Origin of the sequence: Ewingella sp. AOP9-I1-14 (assembly GCF_052375995.1) — a bacterium.
GTDB classification, from domain to species: Bacteria; Pseudomonadota; Gammaproteobacteria; order Enterobacterales; family Enterobacteriaceae; genus Ewingella; species Ewingella allii.
This window is the reverse complement of record NZ_JBQSVA010000005.1, coordinates 153,113-174,494: the sequence shown is the minus strand read 5'-3', so window position 1 is coordinate 174,494 and position 21,382 is coordinate 153,113. Positions and strand designations below refer to the sequence as shown.

Genomic DNA, 21,382 nt, shown 5'->3' with positions numbered 1-21,382 from the left:
TCATGATAAAAAAACAGATCTTCATTCAGAAACGCATCAGCCAGTTGCAATTCACCGGTGAAATTTTAGAGGATTGCCGCTTTCTGCAATGCCGTTTTGACGGCGCAGATCTGAGCGACACCGCCTTCCTCAATTGCAGCTTTTATGATGATGAGAACCAGAAAGGCTGCTCTTTCCAGAACGCCCAAATGAAAGATGCCAGCTTTAAACACTGCGATTTGACCATGGCGGATTTCAAATATATTCAGGCGTTAGGGCTGGAAATGCGCGAATGCAAAGCGACCGGCGCAGACTTTGCCGGGGCTAATTTCATGAATATGATCACCCCTCGCAGCTGGTTTTGCAGCGCCTTTCTCACCAAAAACAACTTCAGCTACACCAATTTCAGCAAGGTGGTGCTGGAGAAATGTGAACTGTGGGAAAACCGCTGGAGCGGCGCCAATCTGCGCGGCGCAAACCTCAGTGGCTCCGACCTTTCCGGCGGCGAATTCACCGAATTCAACTGGAATGACATTAACGTCACCCACTGCGACCTGACCAACTCAGACCTCGGCGAACTCAACCTGCGCATGGTGGATCTCGACGGCGCGAAAATCGACGACTGGCAGCAAAGCCATTTGCTGGAGAAGCTCGGGGTGATTGTGATTCATTCTAAGTAGGGGGTGGGGGGAATGGTCAAGACAATGCATAAAGCTGGGTTAAGTACTCTTTTCCGTCCATCGCAGTTGTCAACTTACGGTTGACAACTGCCTCCTCAGACAACTCTTCCTTAGAGAAAATGCTAATAGCACCGAAAAGTGCGTTTCCTCCCCCTCTGTCATCTGAACCCACAGCAGATATGCTATAACAGCCGTTCGCTGTGATAACGAAATTAACCCCATGAAAGATAATAGTATTTACTCGCCTCAAACGTCGATTCCTGAGAAGTCTCGGGTGCTCGGCTGGTCTGATTTATTCTCGCTGTGGTTCTCGCTCGGCATGGGTCTGATGGTGCTGCAGGCGGGCGCGATTCTGGCGCCGGGCCTTGGGCTGGCGGGTTCGCTGGCGGCCATTTTGCTTGGCAGCGCGGTGGGCGTGGCGCTATTGGCGCTGGTCGGCGTGATTGGCGGGCAGACCGGGCTGTCGTCGATGGCCTCGCTGCGGCTGACTCTCGGCAAGCGCGGCGTTGCCCTGCCGGTGCTGTTTAACCTGATACAGCTGGTCGGCTGGGGCGCGTTTGAAATCGTGGTGATGCGCGATGCAGCAAGCCTGCTGGCCCAGCGAGCTTGGGGAAGCGGCACGCCTTGGGCGAATTCGACCCTGTGGACCTTTATTTTTGGCGCGGTGGCGACACTGCTGGCGGCCAGCGGCCCTCTGGCATTTATTCGCGTAGTACTACGCCGCTGGGGTATCTGGCTGCTGATGGCAAGCTGCGCGTGGCTGACGGTTTATCTATTCCAGCACGCTGACCTCGCCGCCCTGTGGCACAAAGCCGGAGACGGTTCGATGCCGTTCGCGCTGGCCTGCGATATCGTGGTGTCGATGGCCTTTTCATGGCTGCCGCTGGTTTCGGATTACACCCGCTTTGGCAAATCGGCGCGGCAAAATTTCTGGGGAACGGCCTGCGGGTATTTCCTTGGCAGCTGCTGGATGATGTCGCTCGGCGTGGCCTACACGCTGGCTTTCGTCACCAACTCGGCTGACGCCAATGCCCTTCTGCTGGCCCTTTCGGGCGTCGCCTTGGGCATTCCTCTATTGCTGATTTTGGTCGACGAACATGAAAATGCCTTCGCGGATATTCACTCGGCGGCGGTGTCCGCCGGCACCTCGCTGCCTATTGGCATCGGCAAACTGACGCTGGGGATTGGCCTGCTGTGTACGCTAATCGCCTGGAGCGTGCCGCTGACCCAGTATGAGAACTTCCTGCTACTGATTGGCTCGGTGTTTGCGCCACTGTTTGGCGTGGTGCTGACTCATCACTTCATTTTGCGCCGCCACGCTCACCACGACCTGAATATGCGCTCGCTTGCAGCTTGGGTAATAGGTATCGCGGTGTATCACCTGATGGCGCATTTCCTGCCCGACGTCGGGGCTACGCTACCGTCACTGTTGGTTGCCGCACTGGTTTGCTGGGGGTTGGGGCGTAAAGCGTAAGCATAAAAAAACCGCCCCTAAAGGCGGTTTTCATGCATCAGAAGAGAACGTAACTTACAGCGCGATATCGGCTGGTTGTTTCTGTTCTTTCTTCTCGGTATTGCCCTGTGGAGCCGGAGCAGCTTCTGCCGCCGGTGCCTGCTCAGCAGGTTGGGCTGCTGGCGTTGGGTTGTCGAGTTGCAGAACGCGGCTGGTGTAGCCCAATTCTTTCTCGGTCGCTTCCACGTTGCCGTTCAGTTTGGTGCCGTATGAAGGAATGATCTGCTTCAGTTTGGTTTGCCATTCTTGGGTAGCAACTTTATCTTTAAACACGGTTTCCATCAGGTGCAGCATGATTGGAGCCGCAGTTGATGCGCCCGGTGATGCGCCTAACAGCGCCGCGATGCTGCCATCTTTAGAGCTAACCACTTCGGTGCCCAGACGCAGTACGCCGCCTTCTTTCGGGTCTTTCTTGATGATCTGAACACGTTGGCCCGCAGTCCACAGTCTCCAGTCTTCTTTCTTCGCGTCTGGGAAGTACTCTTTCAGCGCTTCGTAACGGTCGTTGTCGCTCAACATAACTTGGCTAATCAGGTATTTAACCAGATCGAAGTTGTCGATACCGACGTCAGTCATCGGGCCGATGTTAGAGAAGTTCACGGAACCGAACAGATCCCACAGAGAACCATTTTTCAGGAACTTGCTGGAGAAAGTCGCGAACGGTCCGAACAGCAGAACGCGTTTACCGTTGAAAACACGAGTATCCAAGTGTGGAACGGACATCGGAGGCGCGCCAACAGAGGCTTTGCCATACACTTTCGCCAAGTGACGGTTTACGATTTCTGGGTTTTCAGTCACCAGGAATTGGCCGCCAACCGGGAAGCCGCCGTAGTTGTCAGCTTCTGGAATACCGGATTTTTGCAGCAGGGTCAGGGACGCGCCGCCAGCACCGATAAACACGAATTTAGCCTTCACAACGCTCTCTTTGCCGTTGTTTTTCAGGTCAGCGACGGTCACGTTCCAGGTGTTGTCTGGGTTGCGTTTGATGTCGCGGACTTCGTGGCCAAGGCTCAGGGAGAAGTTTTGATTTTTCTGCAGCGATGCCACTAACTGGTGGGTGATTTCACCGAAGTTAACGTCAGTACCAATTGGAATGCGGGTCGCAGCAATTTTCTGGTTCGGGTCACGACCTTCCATGACCAGTGGGATCCACTCTTTAATTTTGGTTGGATCCTGAGAGTATTCCATACCACGGAACAGGGTGCTTTTTTGCAGAGCCAAGTAGCGTTTGTGCAGGAAGTCGACGTTGGCGTCGCCCCATACAAAGCTCATGTGCGGCACGCTGTTGATGAAGGAACGTGGGTCGTGCAGAACGCCATTCTCAACCTGGTAAGACCAGAACTGGCGGGAAATCTGGAAACCTTCGTTGACTTCGACTGCCTTGGAGATATCGATTGAACCGTCGGCTTTTTCCGGCGTGTAGTTCATCTCAGCCAATGCCGAGTGGCCCGTACCGGCGTTGTTCCAGCCGTTAGAACTCTCTTCAGCAACGCCATCAAGACGCTCGACCATGTTGATCGACCAGTCTGGCTCAAGTTCCTGGAGGTAAGTACCCAGAGTGGCACTCATGATTCCTCCGCCGATCAGTAACACATCGACGGATTTTTCTTCTTCTGCCGCAAACGCGCGCGGGGTTAGCGCCATAGCGTTAAGGCAGAGGATCATGACGAGTAACTTTCTCATGACGTCTGTATCTCTTAAGTTTAGTTTTGTCTTTCAGGTGAAAAATGCCCAGATTTCATTGTAGTTGGTGAAATCAATAACCTGATGCGTACAGAGATAAGCGATTATCCCTGACAGAATGAAAGGGTTTTATTTACTGCGGAATGTGTTAACAAATTAAACACACATTGTTGTTGCTAGATATTCCAAATATCGACCTTTCGCAACCAATGTAACATTAACGCTACGTCAGCTAAAAATAACTTTAATTATTAAACTAATTCAGCAAAGTAGTTTCTTATGGAAATTAATAAGTTAGTTTCAACTCAGCGCACTCAACAATATTTGTCCGCGCAGTGCCATTTGGTCGGCAGGATTATGTCCAATTAACATGTAGTTAAAACCTTTGGCGCGCCAATAAATAACATTCATACCTCGGCGGATTTCACTTTGCTGGGAGGTGTCGCCGCGCTGGGATGAGCGAGTGATGCACAGGGCCATCGGGCCGTGGGTGGCGTCGAGATAAGTTATCTGCGCAATGTTGTACTGGTCATAGTTGAGCAGGCGGGCATTTTTCAGCGTCGCGCCCTGTAGGGCAAGGCTGGCAGGAGTCAAGCTGGTACCCAGCGAGGCGTTCACTCGCTGCAATTCTTGCTGCTGCTGTGCTGGAGATTCATTGATATCAGCCAGCGTGTCGGCGGAATAGAGCGACATATATTCTGCGACCAGATTGCGCCAGCCGAGATCTTGCTCAGGCTCGGCAAAAGGCACGGCGTAGCGCCCGACGGCAATCCCTACTGCAAGGAAACTCACCGCGGCGGCCAGCAGGTGGCGACGGCTAACGCCCTGTTTATTCGCAACTTTTGGCGCACTAACGGGATCTGGAATGGCATCCAGCCGGGCCTGCAAGCTGGCAATTGGCGCTTCGGACAGCAAAGGCTCATAGGCTTCATGGAAAGGCAGATTGCTGTAAGAGAGTTGATTGAGGCGATCGGCCAAAACTTCGTCACTCTGTAATCGCTGAGCAACCTGTTCGCGCTGGGCTTCGCTCAGTTGATTGTCGAGCCAGGCCACCAGCACTTCATCAGGGAAAGGGATCGGCAGACGTTCTTGCGTCATTTTTTCTCTCCCTGTTGTGGTTGGAAAGGCGTCACGGCGGATTTCGCCAAGGTTTGTCTGGCGGTTGCCAGCCGACTCATGATGGTTCCCACCGGCACAGCCAGCGTATTGGCGGCCTCTTGATAGGTAAAACCTTCGACATACACCAGAAAAACCGCGTTTCTCTGGGCTTCGGGTAAGCCGCCGACCTGCTGCATCACCTGCAATTGCCAGCGGCGGCTTTCAAAATCACCGGACTCACTTGAGGTGCTCACGTCATCAATATCCACAAATCCCTGTCCCTGACGAACTTGCTGCGCCCTAAGCTCGTTGATCCAAATCGAATGCAAAATCGAAAATAACCAGCGATCGATGCGCGTGCCCTCTTCGAACTGCGCGCTGCGCTCAAGCGCCCGCACGCAGGTCGATTGCACTAAATCATCAGCCACATCGCGTTTTCGCGACAACACCATGCCGTAACGCCAAAGACGCGCCAGACAGAGGCTTAATTCATGCCGGATCTCGGTGGATGTGATTTTTCACTACCTCGTGGTCAATCGATTTTAAGATTCCGGGTGGCCCTCGATCGCGGCATTCAGGTCGCGATACTCTTCACAGCCGGTGCCGCAAATCCCTTTAATCGTGGCGAGCTGCGCCTTGGCCAAGTCCGGACGGCCTTTGATCATGTACGCTTCGCCAAGGTATTCACGCACTTTGGCGTAATGCCCGTCGAGCGCGATGGAACGCTGATAATAGCCGATCCCTTCATCCGTGCGCCCCAATTTACGCGTGGCATAGCCGCGATAATTCCAGGCTTCGCGGGTGTTGGGCTGTTGCAGCGTATCGAGCAAATTTAAGGCTTCCTGGAAGCGACCGGTTTTTGCCAGATGATAAGCATATTGGGTCTTATCTTGATCAGAGATCTTACTGCCTTTTTCTACCATACAGCTTTTGGTTTTACTGTCATAAACCTGACCTTTCGGGCAGTCCGGCGTTTTCTCCGAGTCATCGCCCATGGCGTGGGCCGCGATTGAGAACATCGACAGGCCCGCGCACAGGCACAGGGCGGAGAGCGTGGTGAGATTATTATTTTTTTTCATTGTAGGGTCCTGAGTAGCAAGGTGTTGGCTTTGTTTCTTATGAGCGGCCGTGGCTGCCCGGTAGCATGCGACGCAGCGTGCCGTCGCGTAAGACGTAATGGTGGAATAGCGCCGCCAGAGCATGCACCCCGGCCACAATAATCAGTGCCCACGCCACGTTGTTATGCAGCATGCCGAAGGTGCGCGGCATCACGCTGTCGAAATCGAAAACGTCGGGGATCGGGAATAAACCGAAGAAGTAGAACGGCTCGGCCTGCGCCCAGCGGAATAAAAAGCCGAGCACTATTTGCGAAATCAGCAGCAGATAGAGCACCAGATGGGTCAGGTGCGACGCGGCTTTCATCGCCGTCGGCATGGCAATAGGTTCCTGCTTGCTGCGGCCGGTGCTCACGGTGAATAAGCGCCACAGCAAACGTCCGATAATGATCACCGCCAGCAGGATGCCCACGGAGATATGCACGGATTGCAGCCCTTTGCGCAGCGGGGTGCCGCGATCCAGCAATTCCCAAATATGCGCGCTGGCAAACATGAAGATAACAATGAGCGCGGTGGCCCAGTGCAGGAGGATCGTCAGGCCGTCATAGCGACGGCGCAGCGTTGGAGCTGAAGTGTTTTGCATAGAGAAAGGCCCATAAGTGTCCGATTTGTCAGTAAACACTTGAGTGGTGATTTTTATTCGATGGTTTTAGAAATTTTTTTCGATTTTTGTATTGGCGGCGATTTCGCAATAAAGAGAAAAAAGCATCAAGCTTCCATCAGGCCTGCCGATAACCGTTATGCACATCCTTTAAGTCAAATTAAAACCATTACAATCATAAAAACTGTCAGGTGGGGTATCGCTGGTGAACGAAGCATCTAAAGAGCAGTTTGTCCGTCGCAATAAGTTGGGTATTTTGGCCGTTCTGCGTGATTTGAAGAAGAACAACACGCTGGTCATGGTGTCCCACGGGCGCGGGCAATTTATCAGCAAAATTCTGGACGTTTTGCCGGATACCAACCAATTGCTGTTTGATCTGGGCAGTGGTGATTACGACAACCAGCTGGCAAAAGAGGCGCAAACCCTGAATTTCGTGGCGGAACCGGCAGGAGCAAAAGTCGAGTTCACCTCGGGACAGGCGCAGGAAATCAGCTGGCAAAATCTGCCGACCTTTAGCTGCGAAATCCCGCCGGAGCTCTATTTCATTCAGCGCCGCGAGTATTTCCGCGTCAATATTCCGCTGCAACCGACTTATGTCTGTCGCGGCAAATTCCCCGACACCAGTGATTTCAGCTTTCGCCTGAAAGATATCTCGCTGGGAGGCATCGGCCTGCACGTCGACAAAGTGATGCCACTGGCGATTGAAGCTGGCACGGTGATTAAAGACTCTCTGGTGGAATTAGCCGAGTTTGGCTCTTTCAAACTGGATTTGGAATTTATCAGCGCGATGGACCGGCAAACGGTAAGCAGTAAAGGAGAAACGGTCACCAGCCAGCGGCTCAGTTTCCGTTTTCCTTATTTATCCCCCGCGCAGGAGCGCGACCTGCAACGGGCGATATTTGAGCTGGAAAAGCAGCAGCATCAGAAAGCGAAACGCTTCCGCGATTAATGACTCAATCAGTCTTATAAGAACATGCCGCCCGATGCTTCCACGCGTTGGGCGTTCATCCAGCCACCCGCGTCACTGAGCATCAGCGCCACCATGTGGCCGATATCATCCGGCAGGCCGACGCGCCCCAGCGCGGTGTTGGATGCCACCATCTGATTGGTTTGTTTATTGTCACGCACGTGGCCGCCGCCGAAGTCAGTCTCAATCGCCCCCGGTGCCAGAATATTGACGCGGATCCCGCGCGCGCCCAGCTCTTTCGCCTGATACTTGGTCAGCACTTCCATCGCGCCTTTCATTGAGGCATACACCGAGTAGCCCGGCAGAGAGAAACGCGTCAGGCCAGTAGAGACGTTGAGAATACGGCCGCCGTCCGCAATCAGCGGCAGCAGTTTTTGGGTCAAGAACAGCGGCCCTTTTAGATGAATATTCATCAGCAGGTCAAACTGCTCTTCGCTCACTTCCGCAAAAGGCACGCCTAAACCAATACCGGCGTTATTCACCAGAAAATCAAAGCTTTCGCGCTGCCAGGTATCCGCCAGCAGGGTCTTCACCTGCGCGGCAAACGCGATAAAAGATGTGCTGTCGCCGACATCCAGCTGCAACGCCGCGGCTTTGCCTCCTTTGGCCTGCACGGCGCGGACAATGCTGTCGGCTTCTTCACGCTGGCTGTGATAAGTCAAAATCACATCCACGCCCTGATCTGCCAGTTTTTCAACGGCATTTTTGCCTAAACCACGGCTTGCGCCGGTCACTATCGCGATTTTATTGCTCATATCAGACTCCGTAGTGAATATTGTGGGTACTCGTTGTATGAAATAGAGTCTATTGGCAGAATGAATAACGATAAACAGGAGTAAATGAGTTTCACTGTTCCATATAAAACAACAATTGGCGGAAATGTGGATAAAATTCAATCGATACAGGTGTTTGTTCGCGTCGCAGAGCTGAACAGTTTTACTCGCGCCGCCGAAAGTTTGAGTCTTCCCAAGGCCAGCGTCTCGCGGCTAATTCAGCAATTGGAAAGCCAACTTGCCGTGCGCCTGCTGCATCGCTCCACCCGCCGGGTTCAACTGACGCAGGACGGTCAGGTCTATTACGACCGCTGCAAAGAGCTGCTGGCCAGCGTCGAGGAGATGGAAACCCTGTTTCAGGCTAACCCTGCGACCATCAGCGGCCGCCTGCGGGTAGATATGTCGGTCGCCATGGCGCGCGATTTTGTGCTGCCAAAGCTGGGCGAATTCCTCAACCGCTACCCGGCCATTGAGATTGAACTCAGCAGCACCGACCATCGGGTTGATGTCATTCGCGAAGGTTTTGACTGCGTGATCCGCGTCGGCGCGCTGAAGGATTCGGGGCTGATCGCTCGCCCGCTCGGGCAACTCAACATGATAAATTGCGCCAGTCCGGCTTATCTCCAACGCCACGGCACGCCGCTGCATCCGGACGATTTATCCCAGCACGCCATGGTGCATTACGAGCAGACGCTGGGCGCGCGGACCTCCAGCTTTGAATATTTAGAAGGCAAAACGCTGCGTTCGGTGAAGACCGGCGGCGCGGTGACGGTCAACAGCACCCAGACTTACTCCAGCGCCTGTCTGGCGGGTTTAGGCATTATTCAGGTGCCGATGATGGGGATGCGTGACTATCTTGAGACAGGCCGGTTGGTCAAAATCTTACCGCAGTACAATGCGCCGCCGATGCCCATCTCACTGGTTTACCCGCACAGGCTGAACCTCTCACGGCGCGCCAAAGTGTTTATGGATTGGCTGACCGAAATCACCCATGCCCATCTCAAATAGGGCCGGCCTCTTGAGCAGTAGCTGAGCAATCAGCCATTGGCCGGCAGCGGGCGCGATTGAGCAGCTATACTAAACTGATGGAAAATCTCAAAAATAAGGACTCCGTGGATTAATGCCAACCACCAATAAACCAGAAACGCTCGAACAGGAAGACGCTAAGCCGCTGATTAATATCAAAACCGGCAATCACACTGTGGATAAAAATATTACTCGGGCTTCGAAGCTGGTGACGCGCATCCAGTCATGGGGCTGGGTCGCCCATTTGCTGCGGGCCACGGAGCGATTCAACGATCGCCTCGGCAGCCAGTTCGGCGCGGCCATTACCTATTTCTCCTTTTTGTCGCTGATCCCGATTTTGATGGTGTCCTTTGCCGCAGTGGGTTTCATTCTGGCCTCCAACCCCGACCTGCTGGCGCGACTGATTGGCAAAATCGTCAACAGCATCAGCGATCCCAACCTTGCCAGCACGCTGAAAAACACCGTCAACACGGCAATTCAGCAGCGTACGGCGGTGGGGCTATCCGGTTTGCTGATTGCGCTTTATTCCGGGATTAGCTGGATGGGGAATCTGCGCGAAGCGATCCGCGCCCAGTCCCGCGACGTGTGGGAGCGCAATCCGCAGGATAAAGAGGTGATTTACAAGCGCTATATTCGCGACTTCATCTCGCTGACGGGTCTGGTGCTGGCGCTGATCATCACGCTGTCGCTAACCTCGATTGCCGGTTCGGCGCAGAAATCGATTGTTGATGCTTTAGGCCTTGGCGGCATTGAGTGGCTTCGCCCGGTGATGACCTCGGTCACGCTGGTGATTTCCATTGCGGCTAACTATTTATTGTTCCTGTGGATATTTTGGATGCTGCCGCGCCACAAGCCGCGTAAAAAAGCCCTGCTGCGCGGCACTTTGCTGGCGGCCATCGGCTTTGAAGTGATCAAGTTCGTCATGACCATGACCTTGCCACGGCTGGCAAGCTCGCCCTCCGGCGCGGCTTTCGGCTCGGTTATCGGCCTGATGGCCTTCTTCTACTTCTTCGCCCGGCTAACGCTGTTTGTCGCCGCCTGGATCGCCACCGCGCAATACAAAGGGGATAAGGAAATCGAGCAGCCTGAGACTCATAACGCCGCTCAATAAGTGCCCTGATTTATATCGTGCCAGACAATATTCGTTGTCTGGCATTTTATTTGGCCATTTACCAGTGAGTTGTTCTAACCTTTATCCATTTATTGAACAGATAAACCTGATATCACTTCAGATGGAAAACATTCCCCCATTTGGTGCAATTGCGCCGTTCTCCCTCCGCCCTCTGGCGTTGAAAACGTCACATTCCCTGCTTAATATGCCTTTAGCAAACATTTCTTTACATAACATCCATCCTTTCAATCACAATAAGAATCATCGCTTATGCAAGCCTCAGTCACACCAGAATTAGCAGCTGACGCCCACCTGGTCAGCCAAAACTCCCGCGGCAAAGTCATCGTTGCGTCGCTGATCGGCACGGCCATCGAATTTTTCGACTTCTATATCTACGCCACGGCGGCGGTGATCGTTTTCCCGCATATCTTCTTCCCGCAGGGTGACCCAACGGCGGCAACGCTACAGTCTCTGGCGACCTTCGCCATTGCCTTTATCGCCCGCCCAATTGGCTCGGCGCTGTTCGGCCACTTCGGCGACCGCGTTGGCCGTAAAGCCACGCTGGTTGCCTCGCTGCTCACCATGGGGATTTCAACCGTGGTGATCGGCCTGCTGCCAACCTACGCCAGCATCGGCGTTTTCGCTCCTCTGCTGCTGGCACTGGCGCGTTTTGGTCAGGGCCTGGGTCTGGGTGGTGAATGGGGCGGCGCGGCGCTGCTGGCGACAGAGAATGCGCCAGCCAAGAAGCGCGCGCTTTACGGCTCTTTCCCGCAGCTTGGCGCGCCGATTGGCTTCTTCTTCGCCAACGGCATGTTCCTGCTGCTGTCGTGGTTACTGACTGAACAGCAATTTATCGACTGGGGTTGGCGCGTGCCTTTCCTGCTCTCCGCCGTGCTGGTACTGATTGGCCTGTATGTCCGCGTTTCTCTGCATGAAACGCCGGTGTTCGCTAAAATTGCTAAGGCCGGAAAACAGGTTCGCATCCCTATCGGCACCCTGTTTAGCAAGCACCTGAAAGCCACCGTACTGGGCATGTTCATCATGGTGGCGACTTACACCCTGTTTTACATTATGACTGTCTATTCATTGAGTTACGGCACGCAGCCGAAGCCGCTGGGCTTGGGCATTACCCGTAATGACTTCCTGCTGATGCTGATGATTGGCGTGGTTGGTTTTGGCGTGATGGTGCCGATTGCCGGCCAGCTGGCGGACTCCTTTGGCCGTCGCAGAACCATGATTTGCATTACTCTGCTGATGATTGTCTTTGCCCTGCTGTTCCCTTCCCTGCTGGGTTCGGGTTCACAGACGCTGGTAATGATTTTCCTGCTGTGCGGCTTTGTGGTGATGGGGCTGACCTTCGGCCCGATGGGCGCCCTGCTGCCAGAACTCTTCCCGACCGAAGTTCGCTATACCGGCGCGTCATTCTCTTATAATGTGGCATCGATTCTTGGTGCATCGGTTGCGCCTTACATCGCGACCTGGCTGGCAACCCGCTACGGCCTGTTCTATGTCGGCGTCTATTTGGCTTCCATGGCGCTGATCACCCTGATCGCGCTACTGCTGTCGAAAGAGACTCGCGACCAGTCACTCTGATTGATTCCCCCGCATCACTCGGTGCGGGGATTTTCTAAGGACTTATCCCTCATGCGTTTGACTCGCCGTTCCCTCATTCCGCTGGTGATTTTGGCCGTCATTATCGCCGCCGGTTTATGGTTTTTCCTGCCCAATAAATCCAACACAAATGCCCTGTGGAACATCATTAGCCAGAAGTGTGTGCCCAACCAGCGCGCCAACGGGCAGCCCGCTCCCTGCTCTCAGGTAGATGAAAAACAAGGCTTTGTGGTGATGAAGGATAGAAACGGCCCGCTGCAATTCCTGCTGATGCCGACGGCTAAAGTCACCGGCATGGAAAGCCCGGCGCTGCTCGAAGACGCCACGCCGAACTACTTCAGCCAGGCGTGGGAAGCGCGGCACTATATGGCGGATAAATACGGTAAACCTATTGATGACAGCAATGTCTCGCTCGCCATTAACTCGCAGTATGGCCGCACCCAAAACCAGCTGCATATCCATATCTCCTGCCTGCTGCCAGAGGTGAAAAACACGCTGGTGAAAGACGCTGGGCAGATAGGTTATCGCTGGCAAGAGCTGCCGGATCAGCTGATTGGCCACACCTACTTAGTGCGCAAAGTCGCGCCTGCCGAGTTGAATCAAAAAGGAGCTTTCCGCCTGCTGGCCGAGGGTGTTCCGGAAGCCCGCGAGAAGATGGGGCATTTCGGTATGGCGATGGTGAGCCTGTCTGGCGGGGATTTCCTGCTGCTGGCGAACCAGCGTAACCTGCTCAAAATGAACAACGCCTCGACCGAAGAGATTCAGGACCACGATTGCGCAGTCCTCAATCCAGTGCCGAAGTCTTGATAAACTCAGATAAAAAGAGCGGGTGAGATCCCAAACCGCTTTGCCAGTTTATCAATGTGGTCAACGGTGAGCTGACGTTGACCACTCAGGATGCGAGAGACGAGGGATTTGCCTCCGATCTCGTCCTGAAAATCGGTCTGTTTCAGGCCATATTGCTCCATTAACGTCGCCAACACAGCAATCCCGCTCGGCAGTGTTTCCATCTGGGTACGGAAGGCAACCACCTCTGGCAGGTTATTTTCATATTCTCGGATTTTATTGCTGACAATATCCAACAGCGGGCTGTGTGGGTTATTCATCAATAAATACTCCACCAGATCCAATGCTTCTCGATAGTCCTTTTCGCTGGCGTGCTGCCCGAGCAAAGGTACCGCGTTAACCAATTCTTCAGTCGCTTTGATGGCGTCGCTAATCATTTCTTTTTACCTCGATGTAAATGGGTAAAGCAATCCGTGGCATTTGTAGATCACAACGAGCCATAAAATAAACAATTTGCATGATTTTTGCACTGATTAAACCCTCTCCTATAAGAGAGGGTTTAGAAGGGCATGCCAGTGTTGCTGCTACTTCTCTTTCATCTTCTGTAAGATTGGGCCGCACTGGTTTTGCTCATTATCACTTGGGGAAATCAGTGCCAGCAGGGCAGCGGCTGGGGCGACGACCGCGCCGAGAGCCACGGCGGCGGCACCGCGAGCAATCAGAGGACCAGGCTTCACGCCGGCGTCTGGATTTTTATAGGTGCCCCGCACATAGAGCGGCGAGCGCAGGGTCAGCACGCGAACTCCCTTACTCTCAGGATCGATGGTTAAATCGAGACGCTCGGTTGCCATGTTGGTGGTGCCGGTAATGTTGATCACCGCATTTTCCGTGTCGAAGACGAACAGCCGTGGCGAAACTAAACCGTTCTTGATATTCACATTGGCCGCCGCGCAGTTGATAGCCACTTCGTCATCGCCGAAGATTTTACCCACTACGTAGTTACCGACGTTCAGGCCGACGATCTCCATCAGGCTGCGGCTTATGACCCCGTCATTGATCAGCAGTTTCATGTCGCCATTACTGCTACCCAGCAGAGCCGCCACCGAGTTGCCGGTGCCCGACAAAGTAGCATCGCCATTCAAATCACCCAGACTGCGCTCCATCGACTGGACGTTCGGCAGCAGCTGTTTCAGCTTCAAGCCGCGCGCATGCATATCCACTCGGCCGCGCATTGGCGACTTGTCCCCCTCCAGTCGCACGGTGGAGTTGAGATTGCCGCCCGCCACGCCAAAGCGCAGCGGATCCATCAGGATAACGCCGTTGTTGAGTTTAAGATGGGTGCTCAGGTCGCTCAGCGGCAGCGACTTACCGTGTTCAATGCGTTTGGCGCTGAACTTCACGTCAGCATCCATCACGTCCCAACTCTTGGTATCAAACTTCTCAACCGGCAGCACTTTGTCTGAAGGCTGGCGGGTGGTTTCGCCACGCTTGGCCTTGTCTTTGTTGGAATCAGCACCAATCAGCGGCGCGAGGTCAGCAAAGCGCAGCTGCTTGGATTCCACACTGCCGCTCAGGCTAGGGCGAGGTTTACTGGCGCGATAGGTCAGCGAGCCGTGAATATCACTGTCGCCAATCTGGCCGTTGAAGTTCTGATAGCGATAAACCGCGCCATCTTTGTCGTGCAGCGTCGCGGTTAAATGGCCGTCGGTGGAATAGGAAGGAGTCTGCGGCAAGAGCACGCCCGTCAGGCCGTAGAGGTCGGATAGCGTCTGGCCGGAGAATTTAAGGCGCAAATCCAGAGCGCCAAGGTTCATCGGGTCGGTCAGTGTCCCGGCGACGGCAACGCGGGTGTTGCCCGAACGCACATCAGCCTGCAGCGGGAAGCGGGAGTCTGGATCTTTCAGCGCCAGCATGCCGCCGATTTTGCCGCTACCCGACAGTGGCTCGCCGTTGTACTTACCGTCCACTTTCCAGCCGAAAACGTAATCTGGCGTTTTGCCTTTATCCGCCGTCTTCTTGTCGCCCTTCTCGCCGACCACTTCGGTGAAAGGCAGCGGTTTGCCTAGGGGATCAATCACCGCGCGGAAATCCGCCTTGAGCGGCGCGTCTTTGTAATCAATCTGCCCACGGTCAAACACGATGTCATTAAGGGTGAAGGACCACGGCGAGGCGGGCTGGTCTTTATCTTTGGTGTCGCTGTTCGCCAGATTAAACGTCCAGTTATTTTTACCGTTGGCGAGGCGGATCAGCGAAGCATTCGGCTGTTTGAGCCAAATACGCGGAATAAGCACTTCTTTATGCAGCAGGGCCAGCGGCGCCAGACTGGCGTCTACGCGGGCCAGCGTGACCATTTGTGCATCTTTGGTGGCGCCCGGTACGTCTTCAGGATTTCCTAAGACAATATCTTCGGCATGCACGTGCGGCCAGGGCACCCAGGCCCGCCAACCTGCTTCATCTTTTTGACGCGACCAGTCGACGCCGAGGTTTCCGCGTATCGCAAAGCTGCGGTTTAATTCGGCAGAGACCTTCTGATTGATGGTGGGTTTCAGGCGATTCCAGTCAAACAGCGAGATGAAAATCACGATGGCAATCAATAAAATAACGATGATCCCCACCACCCAGCTAACCACTTTACCTGTGCGCGTCATTAGTCTATTCCTATCAGAGAGTTAACTGATTCATAGACCTAACCATAGTTGAGTTTGCCGCAGCTTGCATAATCGGCATGGGAGGGAAAAACGTGACAGAACGTGATTATTCTGGGAAATGTATAGGCAGTTTATCGAGTTGATCGAAGGTTTTCGGCCGCGATAAGTAGTATCCCTGAGCCGCCAGCGCATCAGATTCACGCACCATCGCCCACTCTTGCGCCGTCTCGACACCTTCGATAATCACCCCTTTACTGTAGCGATTCATCAGCGTGACAAGGGTGAAAAATAGCCTCGATCCCTCTTCACTCTGGCGCAGCAGAATAAACAGGTCGCGCGCGATTTTGATGTATTCGTAATGCCAGGTGGTAAAGGAAGAGAAGTTGGCGATGCCCTGACCGAAATCATCGAGCCATAGCCGGTCAGACTGCTCAATTTTGGAAAGTGGGATGCTCAGCGCGTGTTCAGCGCTTTCGACTAACTCGAAGCGCACGTAGGGCATGGTATTGATCTGCCGCTTCAGGGCGCTATCGGACTGCAAAGCCTCCAGCACTTGCCCATCAACGTTAATGGAAGCAAGCAGGCCGTGCTCGATAAACAGTTGCTGCCATTGCTGCAATAAATCGAGTTGTTCTTGAACGATTTGTACACGTTTGCCTATCGCAACGGCGACAAAGTACTCTTCTGGCGAGACAAATTTCTGTGGTGCCGACGGATGGAAAATCCCGGTAAGTAATTCAATACCCAGTAACTTTCCAGACGTGCGGTAAATGGGCTGAAAGCGATACACCCTCTGACATTGGCGCCAGTAGGACTGTGCCCTGACGCGTTCGATGACAGAAAATGTTGGCATCATCAGACCTAACATCATCTTCGTTATCATATTTTTATGCCGCCATACTTTCTGTTGCCAGAAATAAAAATCATCCAATCAGGTCACATGCGGCAACATGCTTTGCGTGGCTCTACGGACAGCCCGCCCCCCTGTTTCCACTTCGTAGTGATAACTATCGGCGTCGCCGGAGGAAACTTTAATCACCTTGCCCGGTACCGCGCGCAGCAGCACAAAATAGCCCGCTATCAGGCTAGACGTCTCCCCTCTCAGGCTCTACATTGATGACTTAACAACGCTTATAAATATGGAGAAAGCCATGCCTTACGTGAATATTAAAATTACCCGCGATGGTGCCACCGCTGAGCAAAAAAAGGCGCTAATTGAAGGCGTTACCCAATTATTGGTGGATACCCTCGATAAAAACCCAGCCACCACCACGGTCATCATCGACGAGATCGACACTGACAACTGGGGCATTGGCGGGCAGAGCGTGACCGAGCGTCGCAACGCAGCCAAATAAGCTTCACTTCTCGTCACCAAGATAACGGCGAAAGCTCTCCGGCTTTCGCTTTTTTAATGGCTATTTTTCACTTCTTCGAGACGCCTCGAAAAAAAGTAAAACTGCGTTTTAATAGTATTGACTGCCCCCTCGTCAGCGAAGAGACTACGTGCATGATTTCGCCAGCTTGATTGCGCCAAACAGTCGCTTCCATCTCTTAAGACAAGGCCCGTTTCAATGACCAGAAAAATTGCCGTTATCGGCGAGTGCATGATTGAACTGTCTCAGAAAGGCTCCTCCCTGCATCGCGGCTTTGGCGGCGACACGCTCAACACCTCGGTTTATATCGCCCGCCAGGTTCCCGCAGACGCGCTGGAAGTGCAGTACGTCACGGCATTGGGCACGGACAGTTTCAGCGATGAGATGCTGTCAGCATGGCAGCAGGAAGGGGTGAAAACTGATTTGACCCAGCGTCTCGATAACAAACTACCGGGTTTATATGTGATTGAAACTGATGAAACGGGCGAGCGTACCTTCTATTACTGGCGTAATGACGCCGCCGCGCGTTACTGGCTCGACAGCCCGAAGTCCGCCGAGATCTGTCAGCAACTGGCTGAATTTGATTACATTTACCTCAGCGGCATCAGCCTCGCTATTCTTAACGATAAAAGCCGCGAGCGACTGATGACTTTATTGCAAGCTTGCCGCTCACGCGGCGGCAAAGTCATTTTCGATAACAATTACCGCCCACGCCTGTGGGCCAGCAAAGAGCAAACCCAGTCAGCTTATAACGCGATGCTCTCTTGCACCGACATCGCCTTCCTGACGCTGGATGACGAAGACATGCTGTGGGGCGCGAAGCCGTATGACGAAGTTATCGCCCGCACTCACGCGCTCGGCGTCAGCGAAGTGGTGATCAAGCGCGGCGCAGAGAGTTGCATCGTCTCCGCCTCTGACGGCAAGCTGTATGACGTGCCTGCGGTGAAGCTGCCGAAAGAGAAAGTCATCGACACCACCGCCGCCGGAGACTCCTTCAGCGCCGGCTATCTCGCCGTCCGCCTGAACGGCGGCAGCCCAGAAGAAGCCGCCATTCGCGGCCACAAAACAGCCAGCACGGTTATCCAACATCGCGGGGCTATTATTCCTGAGGATGTGGCTTTTTGAAAAAAACTGGGTAAAAAGTTTTTTGGGAAGGTCGGGTTAGTTCAGGATGGGAGTGGGTTTGCTCCTTCTCCTCTCAGAGGAGAAGGAGCTAAAAACTCTAAAACTTTATTGCCCCTGCACCGCCCCCGCGGCATTACTCGCCGCATCGGCAGGTGCCGCCTCAGGGGCTACAGCAGGGACCATGATTTGATCGTAGGTTTCCTGCAACAGCTTGACGCTCATCTCTGGCTCGCCTTTCGGCTGAACCAGCAACAAGGCCGGGTCGCGAGAAAGCTGCTGTTTCAGCTCCTGATTCAATACCGGCAGGGTCAGGGAAGAGAGGAACTCCTGACGCAGTTTCTGATATTGCTCTGGAGCGATATCCACCACGCCATTCTGCTGGGAACGCAGGCGTTGGCTCATGAGCACGTCAGTGTCGGTGCGGGCATAAGTCGCAAACAGCTTGCTAAGCTGATCGTTCTTCTGCGCAATCAAGGCATCAAACTCGGCCTGAGACAGTCCGGTATCGCGCACTTTGAGCAGCTCTTGTGACAGGTGCTTCAGCGAATCAAGCATCTTGTCTTGGGCGGCGTCCATGCGGATTGCACACTGGGCGCGCTGGTATTGCACGCGGCAGTCGAAACTTAAGTTAGGCACCGGCATATCGGCGCTGGCTTTTGACTCTTTACCGTCAGGCGAGGTTTTCAACGCCTGCTGTAAATGCCAGAACAAGGCTTCCCGCGCTAAATCGCTGCGCCAGTAAGTGCTCAATGCCTGTGAGTCTTGGATCGGCTGCCACGGCGTATCCCACAATAGCGACAGCTTATCCTGCGTGATGGAGTCATCCATCAGCGTCATGGCTTTTGGCGGCAGGCTGGCGAGCGTTGGTAGTGTCTGCGGCGTCTCGCGAGTGCCCTTCAGCTTGGAGAAGGTTTTATTGATCTGCTCGCTGAGATTGCGGCTGCTATCGACATTCCCCACCACGTACAGCGTCATGGCGTCCGGGGTGTACCACTGATGATAGAACTGGCTCAGCGCCTTGGCATCGACCGGATGTGCCGGAGGCTGGCTTGGATCATGACCTAATAATGTTGAACCTTTCAGGCGATAACGCCACCAGGCATCCTGAGTATCCATCGGGATCGAGCCCACGGGATCAGGGGAAATGCGCGCGCCGTCGCTAACAGTATCTGGAGTGATAGGCAACTGACCGGCGGTTGACGCCAACCATGACAGGGCTTCTTTCAGCAGATCAGCACGGCCGTTTGGCAAGCTGATGTTGTACATGGTGAAATCATAAGAAGAGACGGCTGGCGGAAGAGGTCTTACGGTGCTGATAGCCTGTTGCCAGAAAGACTGTAATTGTGCGCTGGTAAACCCTTCGGAATGCGTTAAGGCGATACGAGGAAGGAAATGCGCGAAGCCAGTTTGCTGGCTTGATTCGGCTAAAGAGCCGGTACGGACAATAAGACGTAATTCAATGCGATCGCTTGGGCGTTGCGGCGTTGCCAGCATCTGCCAGGTAAAACCATTGTCTAATTTACCCTGTTGCCAGGCTGGGTCGGGTTGTAGCGCCTCAGCCTGAACATTGCTTGCGGCAACTGCCAGCAGCAATCCACCAACGAGTAAACGAATTTTGGTGCCCTGCATGTGAACCCCTACGTAATGACAATCCAATTTTCAATTTGTCTGTCCTGCCGGTGTCTGACGACTGGCCCACAGGATATCGATGTGTTGAAACGAAGACGGCAAAGTTTAGCACTGTGTTAGACCGCACGTTTTCGCCGATGTCACCGTTCACATGAAAATTTTTAAGAAAAAACTGCCGCAGGGACATCGGGGATGCACATTATGAAGATAATCTTAGGGTTACATCAAGCAACCGTTGGATTTATAGGGAAATTAAGCATGAAAAAGGCAGGTTTGGAGTGATCCAACCTGCCTTTTTACAACTTCTAATCAACTTTTAAGAAGAACGGATCCGATTAGACCGTTTTCCCCGCCGCAAGCTCGTTATTTTTACCGGACAGCTCGGCGTTCAATTGACCTTCATCCAGTTGGTCACACCATTTGGCAACCACGATAGTGGCAACACCGTTACCCACCAGATTGGTCAAGGCGCGCGCTTCGGACATGAAACGGTCGATACCCAGAATCAGCGCCAGGCCGGCAACCGGCAGGTGGCCGACGGCTGACAGGGTTGCTGCCAGAACAATGAAGCCACTGCCGGTCACGCCCGCCGCACCTTTAGAGGAGAGCAGCAGCACCACCAACAGGGTGATTTGGTGCCAGATATCCATGTGGGTATTGGTTGCCTGAGCAATAAACACCGCCGCCATGGTCAGGTAAATCGAGGTGCCATCAAGGTTGAAGGAGTAGCCGGTTGGGATAACCAGACCCACCACTGACTTCTTACAGCCAAGGCGCTCCATTTTATTCAACATGCGTGGCAGAACGGATTCAGACGAAGAGGTGCCGAGAACGATCAGCAACTCTTCTTTTATATAGCTGATAAATTTGAAGATACTAAAGCCGGTGAAGCGCGCAATCAGCCCCAGCACCACTACCACAAACAGCACGCAGGTCAGGTAGAAGCAGAGAATAAGCTGGCCCAGCTGCACCAGAGAGCCAACGCCATATTTACCAATGGTAAAGGCCATCGCGCCGAATGCACCCAGTGGAGCAAGGCGCATGATCATGTTGATGATGCCGAAAATGACTTTTGAGAAGCTGTCGATGAAGTTGAAGACCAGTTGGCCTTTGTCACCCAGACGGTGCAGCGCGAAGCCGAACAGTACAGCAAACATCAGCACTTGCAGGATGTTACCGCTGGCAAAGGCACCAATCACGCTACCCGGAATAATGTCTAACAGGAAAGGAATGATCCCCTGACTCTGCGCTTGTTCCGCGTACACCGCGACGGCTTTGGCGTCCAGCGCGGCTGGGTCAACGTTCATCCCCACGCCCGGCTGGACGATGTTGACGATCACCAGACCAATAATCAGCGCGATGGTGCTGACGATTTCGAAATAGAGCAGAGCAATGGCGCCAGTGCGGCCCACGGCTTTCATGCTTTCCATTCCGGCAATGCCGGTTACGACAGTACAGAAAATCACCGGAGCGATGATCATCTTGATTAATTTAACAAAGCCGTCACCTAACGGCTTCATCTGTGCGCCTAGATCCGGATAGAAATGCCCAAGCAACACGCCCAGCGTAATTGCCGTTAATACCTGGAAATAGAGGCTTTTAAAGAGACTTTTTTTCATTTATTGCCCACCCTGTATAGATACAACAGCCGTGATAAATACCAA

20 protein-coding genes are annotated in these 21,382 nt (G+C 53.6%); 9 read left to right on the top strand and 11 right to left on the bottom strand.

Annotated elements, in window-relative coordinates; all coding sequences use genetic code 11:
- Nucleotides 1-2 precede the first annotated feature (2 nt).
- Together ACT3RT_RS15340 and cytX are read left to right on the top strand one after the other, a co-directional pair.
- Nucleotides 3-659 carry a Qnr family pentapeptide repeat protein gene (locus tag ACT3RT_RS15340; RefSeq protein ID WP_496203274.1) on the top strand — a complete coding sequence of 219 codons (657 nt, stop codon included), beginning with the start codon at nucleotides 3-5 and terminating at the stop codon, nucleotides 657-659.
- 220 nt (nucleotides 660-879) lie between these two features.
- A complete protein-coding gene (cytX, locus tag ACT3RT_RS15335; protein WP_496203273.1) occupies nucleotides 880-2,133 on the top strand; it encodes a putative hydroxymethylpyrimidine transporter CytX in 1,254 nt (417 codons plus the stop codon).
- A 54-nt stretch (nucleotides 2,134-2,187) separates the two neighbouring features.
- Here cytX and ACT3RT_RS15330 read toward each other — a convergent pair whose 3' ends face one another.
- The 5 genes from ACT3RT_RS15330 to ACT3RT_RS15310 form a co-directional block, all read right to left on the bottom strand.
- Nucleotides 2,188-3,855, bottom strand: a complete 1,668-nt coding sequence (locus ACT3RT_RS15330; RefSeq protein WP_496203272.1) for a malate:quinone oxidoreductase — start codon at nucleotides 3,853-3,855, stop codon at nucleotides 2,188-2,190.
- Between the two features lie 300 nt (nucleotides 3,856-4,155).
- Nucleotides 4,156-4,953 carry an anti-sigma factor family protein gene (locus ACT3RT_RS15325; protein WP_496203271.1) on the bottom strand — a complete coding sequence of 266 codons (798 nt, stop codon included), beginning with the start codon at nucleotides 4,951-4,953 and terminating at the stop codon, nucleotides 4,156-4,158.
- Complete coding sequence (locus ACT3RT_RS15320) at nucleotides 4,950-5,405, bottom strand: sigma-70 family RNA polymerase sigma factor (RefSeq protein WP_353503676.1); 456 nt, start codon at nucleotides 5,403-5,405, stop codon at nucleotides 4,950-4,952. The genes ACT3RT_RS15325 and ACT3RT_RS15320 overlap by 4 nt, the downstream gene beginning before the upstream one ends.
- Nucleotides 5,406-5,495: 90 nt before the next feature.
- Nucleotides 5,496-6,032 (bottom strand): tetratricopeptide repeat protein, encoded by a 537-nt coding sequence (locus tag ACT3RT_RS15315; protein ID WP_396131812.1) that lies wholly within the window; start codon nucleotides 6,030-6,032, stop codon nucleotides 5,496-5,498.
- Nucleotides 6,033-6,069: 37 nt separating this feature from the next.
- On the bottom strand, nucleotides 6,070-6,651 hold the full coding sequence (locus tag ACT3RT_RS15310; protein WP_496203270.1) for a cytochrome b: 582 nt from the start codon (nucleotides 6,649-6,651) through the stop codon (nucleotides 6,070-6,072).
- 223 nt (nucleotides 6,652-6,874) lie between these two features.
- Between ACT3RT_RS15310 and ACT3RT_RS15305 the strand changes: the two genes are divergently transcribed.
- Nucleotides 6,875-7,618 (top strand): flagellar brake protein, encoded by a 744-nt coding sequence (locus tag ACT3RT_RS15305; protein ID WP_353503678.1) that lies wholly within the window; start codon nucleotides 6,875-6,877, stop codon nucleotides 7,616-7,618.
- Between the two features lie 14 nt (nucleotides 7,619-7,632).
- On the opposite strand, the gene ACT3RT_RS15300 is transcribed toward ACT3RT_RS15305, so the two are convergent.
- On the bottom strand, nucleotides 7,633-8,391 hold the full coding sequence (locus ACT3RT_RS15300; RefSeq protein WP_496203269.1) for an SDR family NAD(P)-dependent oxidoreductase: 759 nt from the start codon (nucleotides 8,389-8,391) through the stop codon (nucleotides 7,633-7,635).
- A gap of 126 nt (nucleotides 8,392-8,517) precedes the next feature.
- On the opposite strand from ACT3RT_RS15300, the gene ACT3RT_RS15295 reads away from it, so the two are divergent.
- From ACT3RT_RS15295 to ACT3RT_RS15280, 4 genes are all read left to right on the top strand, one after another.
- Nucleotides 8,518-9,417: a LysR family transcriptional regulator gene (locus tag ACT3RT_RS15295; RefSeq protein ID WP_496203268.1), complete on the top strand. Its 900-nt coding sequence runs from the start codon at nucleotides 8,518-8,520 to the stop codon at nucleotides 9,415-9,417.
- 112 nt (nucleotides 9,418-9,529) lie between these two features.
- Nucleotides 9,530-10,546 carry an inner membrane protein YhjD gene (gene yhjD, locus ACT3RT_RS15290; protein ID WP_396131808.1) on the top strand — a complete coding sequence of 339 codons (1,017 nt, stop codon included), beginning with the start codon at nucleotides 9,530-9,532 and terminating at the stop codon, nucleotides 10,544-10,546.
- 270 nt (nucleotides 10,547-10,816) lie between these two features.
- Nucleotides 10,817-12,139, top strand: a complete 1,323-nt coding sequence (locus tag ACT3RT_RS15285) for an MFS transporter (RefSeq protein ID WP_485903005.1) — start codon at nucleotides 10,817-10,819, stop codon at nucleotides 12,137-12,139.
- Between the two features lie 51 nt (nucleotides 12,140-12,190).
- Nucleotides 12,191-12,964, top strand: coding sequence for a CDP-diacylglycerol diphosphatase (locus ACT3RT_RS15280; RefSeq protein WP_496203267.1), 774 nt, complete (start codon nucleotides 12,191-12,193; stop codon nucleotides 12,962-12,964).
- A 5-nt stretch (nucleotides 12,965-12,969) separates the two neighbouring features.
- On the opposite strand, the gene ACT3RT_RS15275 is transcribed toward ACT3RT_RS15280, so the two are convergent.
- The 3 genes from ACT3RT_RS15275 to pdeH form a co-directional block, all read right to left on the bottom strand.
- On the bottom strand, nucleotides 12,970-13,380 hold the full coding sequence (locus tag ACT3RT_RS15275; protein ID WP_496203266.1) for a helix-turn-helix domain-containing protein: 411 nt from the start codon (nucleotides 13,378-13,380) through the stop codon (nucleotides 12,970-12,972).
- Nucleotides 13,381-13,527: 147 nt separating this feature from the next.
- A complete protein-coding gene (locus ACT3RT_RS15270) occupies nucleotides 13,528-15,591 on the bottom strand; it encodes an AsmA family protein (RefSeq protein WP_485903001.1) in 2,064 nt (687 codons plus the stop codon).
- A 106-nt stretch (nucleotides 15,592-15,697) separates the two neighbouring features.
- Nucleotides 15,698-16,462, bottom strand: a complete 765-nt coding sequence (gene pdeH / locus ACT3RT_RS15265) for a cyclic-guanylate-specific phosphodiesterase (RefSeq protein ID WP_496203265.1) — start codon at nucleotides 16,460-16,462, stop codon at nucleotides 15,698-15,700.
- A gap of 268 nt (nucleotides 16,463-16,730) precedes the next feature.
- Between pdeH and ACT3RT_RS15260 the strand changes: the two genes are divergently transcribed.
- The gene (locus tag ACT3RT_RS15260; RefSeq protein WP_154145740.1) at nucleotides 16,731-16,946 is read left to right on the top strand and encodes a 2-hydroxymuconate tautomerase family protein; all 216 of its coding nucleotides are present in this window, start codon (nucleotides 16,731-16,733) and stop codon (nucleotides 16,944-16,946) included.
- Nucleotides 16,947-17,162: 216 nt separating this feature from the next.
- Entirely contained in the window at nucleotides 17,163-18,089 is a 927-nt protein-coding gene (locus tag ACT3RT_RS15255) for a sugar kinase (RefSeq protein WP_496203264.1), read from the top strand.
- Between the two features lie 105 nt (nucleotides 18,090-18,194).
- Here ACT3RT_RS15255 and ACT3RT_RS15250 read toward each other — a convergent pair whose 3' ends face one another.
- Both ACT3RT_RS15250 and ACT3RT_RS15245 read right to left on the bottom strand, forming a co-directional pair.
- Nucleotides 18,195-19,718, bottom strand: coding sequence for a M16 family metallopeptidase (locus tag ACT3RT_RS15250; protein WP_353503688.1), 1,524 nt, complete (start codon nucleotides 19,716-19,718; stop codon nucleotides 18,195-18,197).
- A 335-nt stretch (nucleotides 19,719-20,053) separates the two neighbouring features.
- Nucleotides 20,054-21,337 carry a dicarboxylate/amino acid:cation symporter gene (locus ACT3RT_RS15245; RefSeq protein WP_486031724.1) on the bottom strand — a complete coding sequence of 428 codons (1,284 nt, stop codon included), beginning with the start codon at nucleotides 21,335-21,337 and terminating at the stop codon, nucleotides 20,054-20,056.
- Nucleotides 21,338-21,382 lie beyond the last annotated feature (45 nt).

Coding starts and splice junctions, on each gene's coding strand:
- ACT3RT_RS15325 (WP_496203271.1), bottom strand. CDS start 4,953: ATGACGCAAGAACGTCTGCCGATCCCTTTCCCTGATGAAGTGCTGGTG.
- ACT3RT_RS15315 (WP_396131812.1), bottom strand. CDS start 6,032: ATGAAAAAAAATAATAATCTCACCACGCTCTCCGCCCTGTGCCTGTGC.
- ACT3RT_RS15285 (WP_485903005.1), top strand. CDS start 10,817: ATGCAAGCCTCAGTCACACCAGAATTAGCAGCTGACGCCCACCTGGTC.
- ACT3RT_RS15340 (WP_496203274.1), top strand. CDS start 3: ATGATAAAAAAACAGATCTTCATTCAGAAACGCATCAGCCAGTTGCAA.
- pdeH (WP_496203265.1), bottom strand. CDS start 16,462: ATGATGTTAGGTCTGATGATGCCAACATTTTCTGTCATCGAACGCGTC.
- ACT3RT_RS15300 (WP_496203269.1), bottom strand. CDS start 8,391: ATGAGCAATAAAATCGCGATAGTGACCGGCGCAAGCCGTGGTTTAGGC.
- yhjD (WP_396131808.1), top strand. CDS start 9,530: ATGCCAACCACCAATAAACCAGAAACGCTCGAACAGGAAGACGCTAAG.
- ACT3RT_RS15280 (WP_496203267.1), top strand. CDS start 12,191: ATGCGTTTGACTCGCCGTTCCCTCATTCCGCTGGTGATTTTGGCCGTC.
- ACT3RT_RS15275 (WP_496203266.1), bottom strand. CDS start 13,380: ATGATTAGCGACGCCATCAAAGCGACTGAAGAATTGGTTAACGCGGTA.
- ACT3RT_RS15250 (WP_353503688.1), bottom strand. CDS start 19,718: ATGCAGGGCACCAAAATTCGTTTACTCGTTGGTGGATTGCTGCTGGCA.
- ACT3RT_RS15320 (WP_353503676.1), bottom strand. CDS start 5,405: ATGGTGTTGTCGCGAAAACGCGATGTGGCTGATGATTTAGTGCAATCG.
- ACT3RT_RS15255 (WP_496203264.1), top strand. CDS start 17,163: ATGACCAGAAAAATTGCCGTTATCGGCGAGTGCATGATTGAACTGTCT.
- ACT3RT_RS15310 (WP_496203270.1), bottom strand. CDS start 6,651: ATGCAAAACACTTCAGCTCCAACGCTGCGCCGTCGCTATGACGGCCTG.
- ACT3RT_RS15330 (WP_496203272.1), bottom strand. CDS start 3,855: ATGAGAAAGTTACTCGTCATGATCCTCTGCCTTAACGCTATGGCGCTA.
- ACT3RT_RS15245 (WP_486031724.1), bottom strand. CDS start 21,337: ATGAAAAAAAGTCTCTTTAAAAGCCTCTATTTCCAGGTATTAACGGCA.
- ACT3RT_RS15260 (WP_154145740.1), top strand. CDS start 16,731: ATGGAGAAAGCCATGCCTTACGTGAATATTAAAATTACCCGCGATGGT.
- cytX (WP_496203273.1), top strand. CDS start 880: ATGAAAGATAATAGTATTTACTCGCCTCAAACGTCGATTCCTGAGAAG.
- ACT3RT_RS15270 (WP_485903001.1), bottom strand. CDS start 15,591: ATGACGCGCACAGGTAAAGTGGTTAGCTGGGTGGTGGGGATCATCGTT.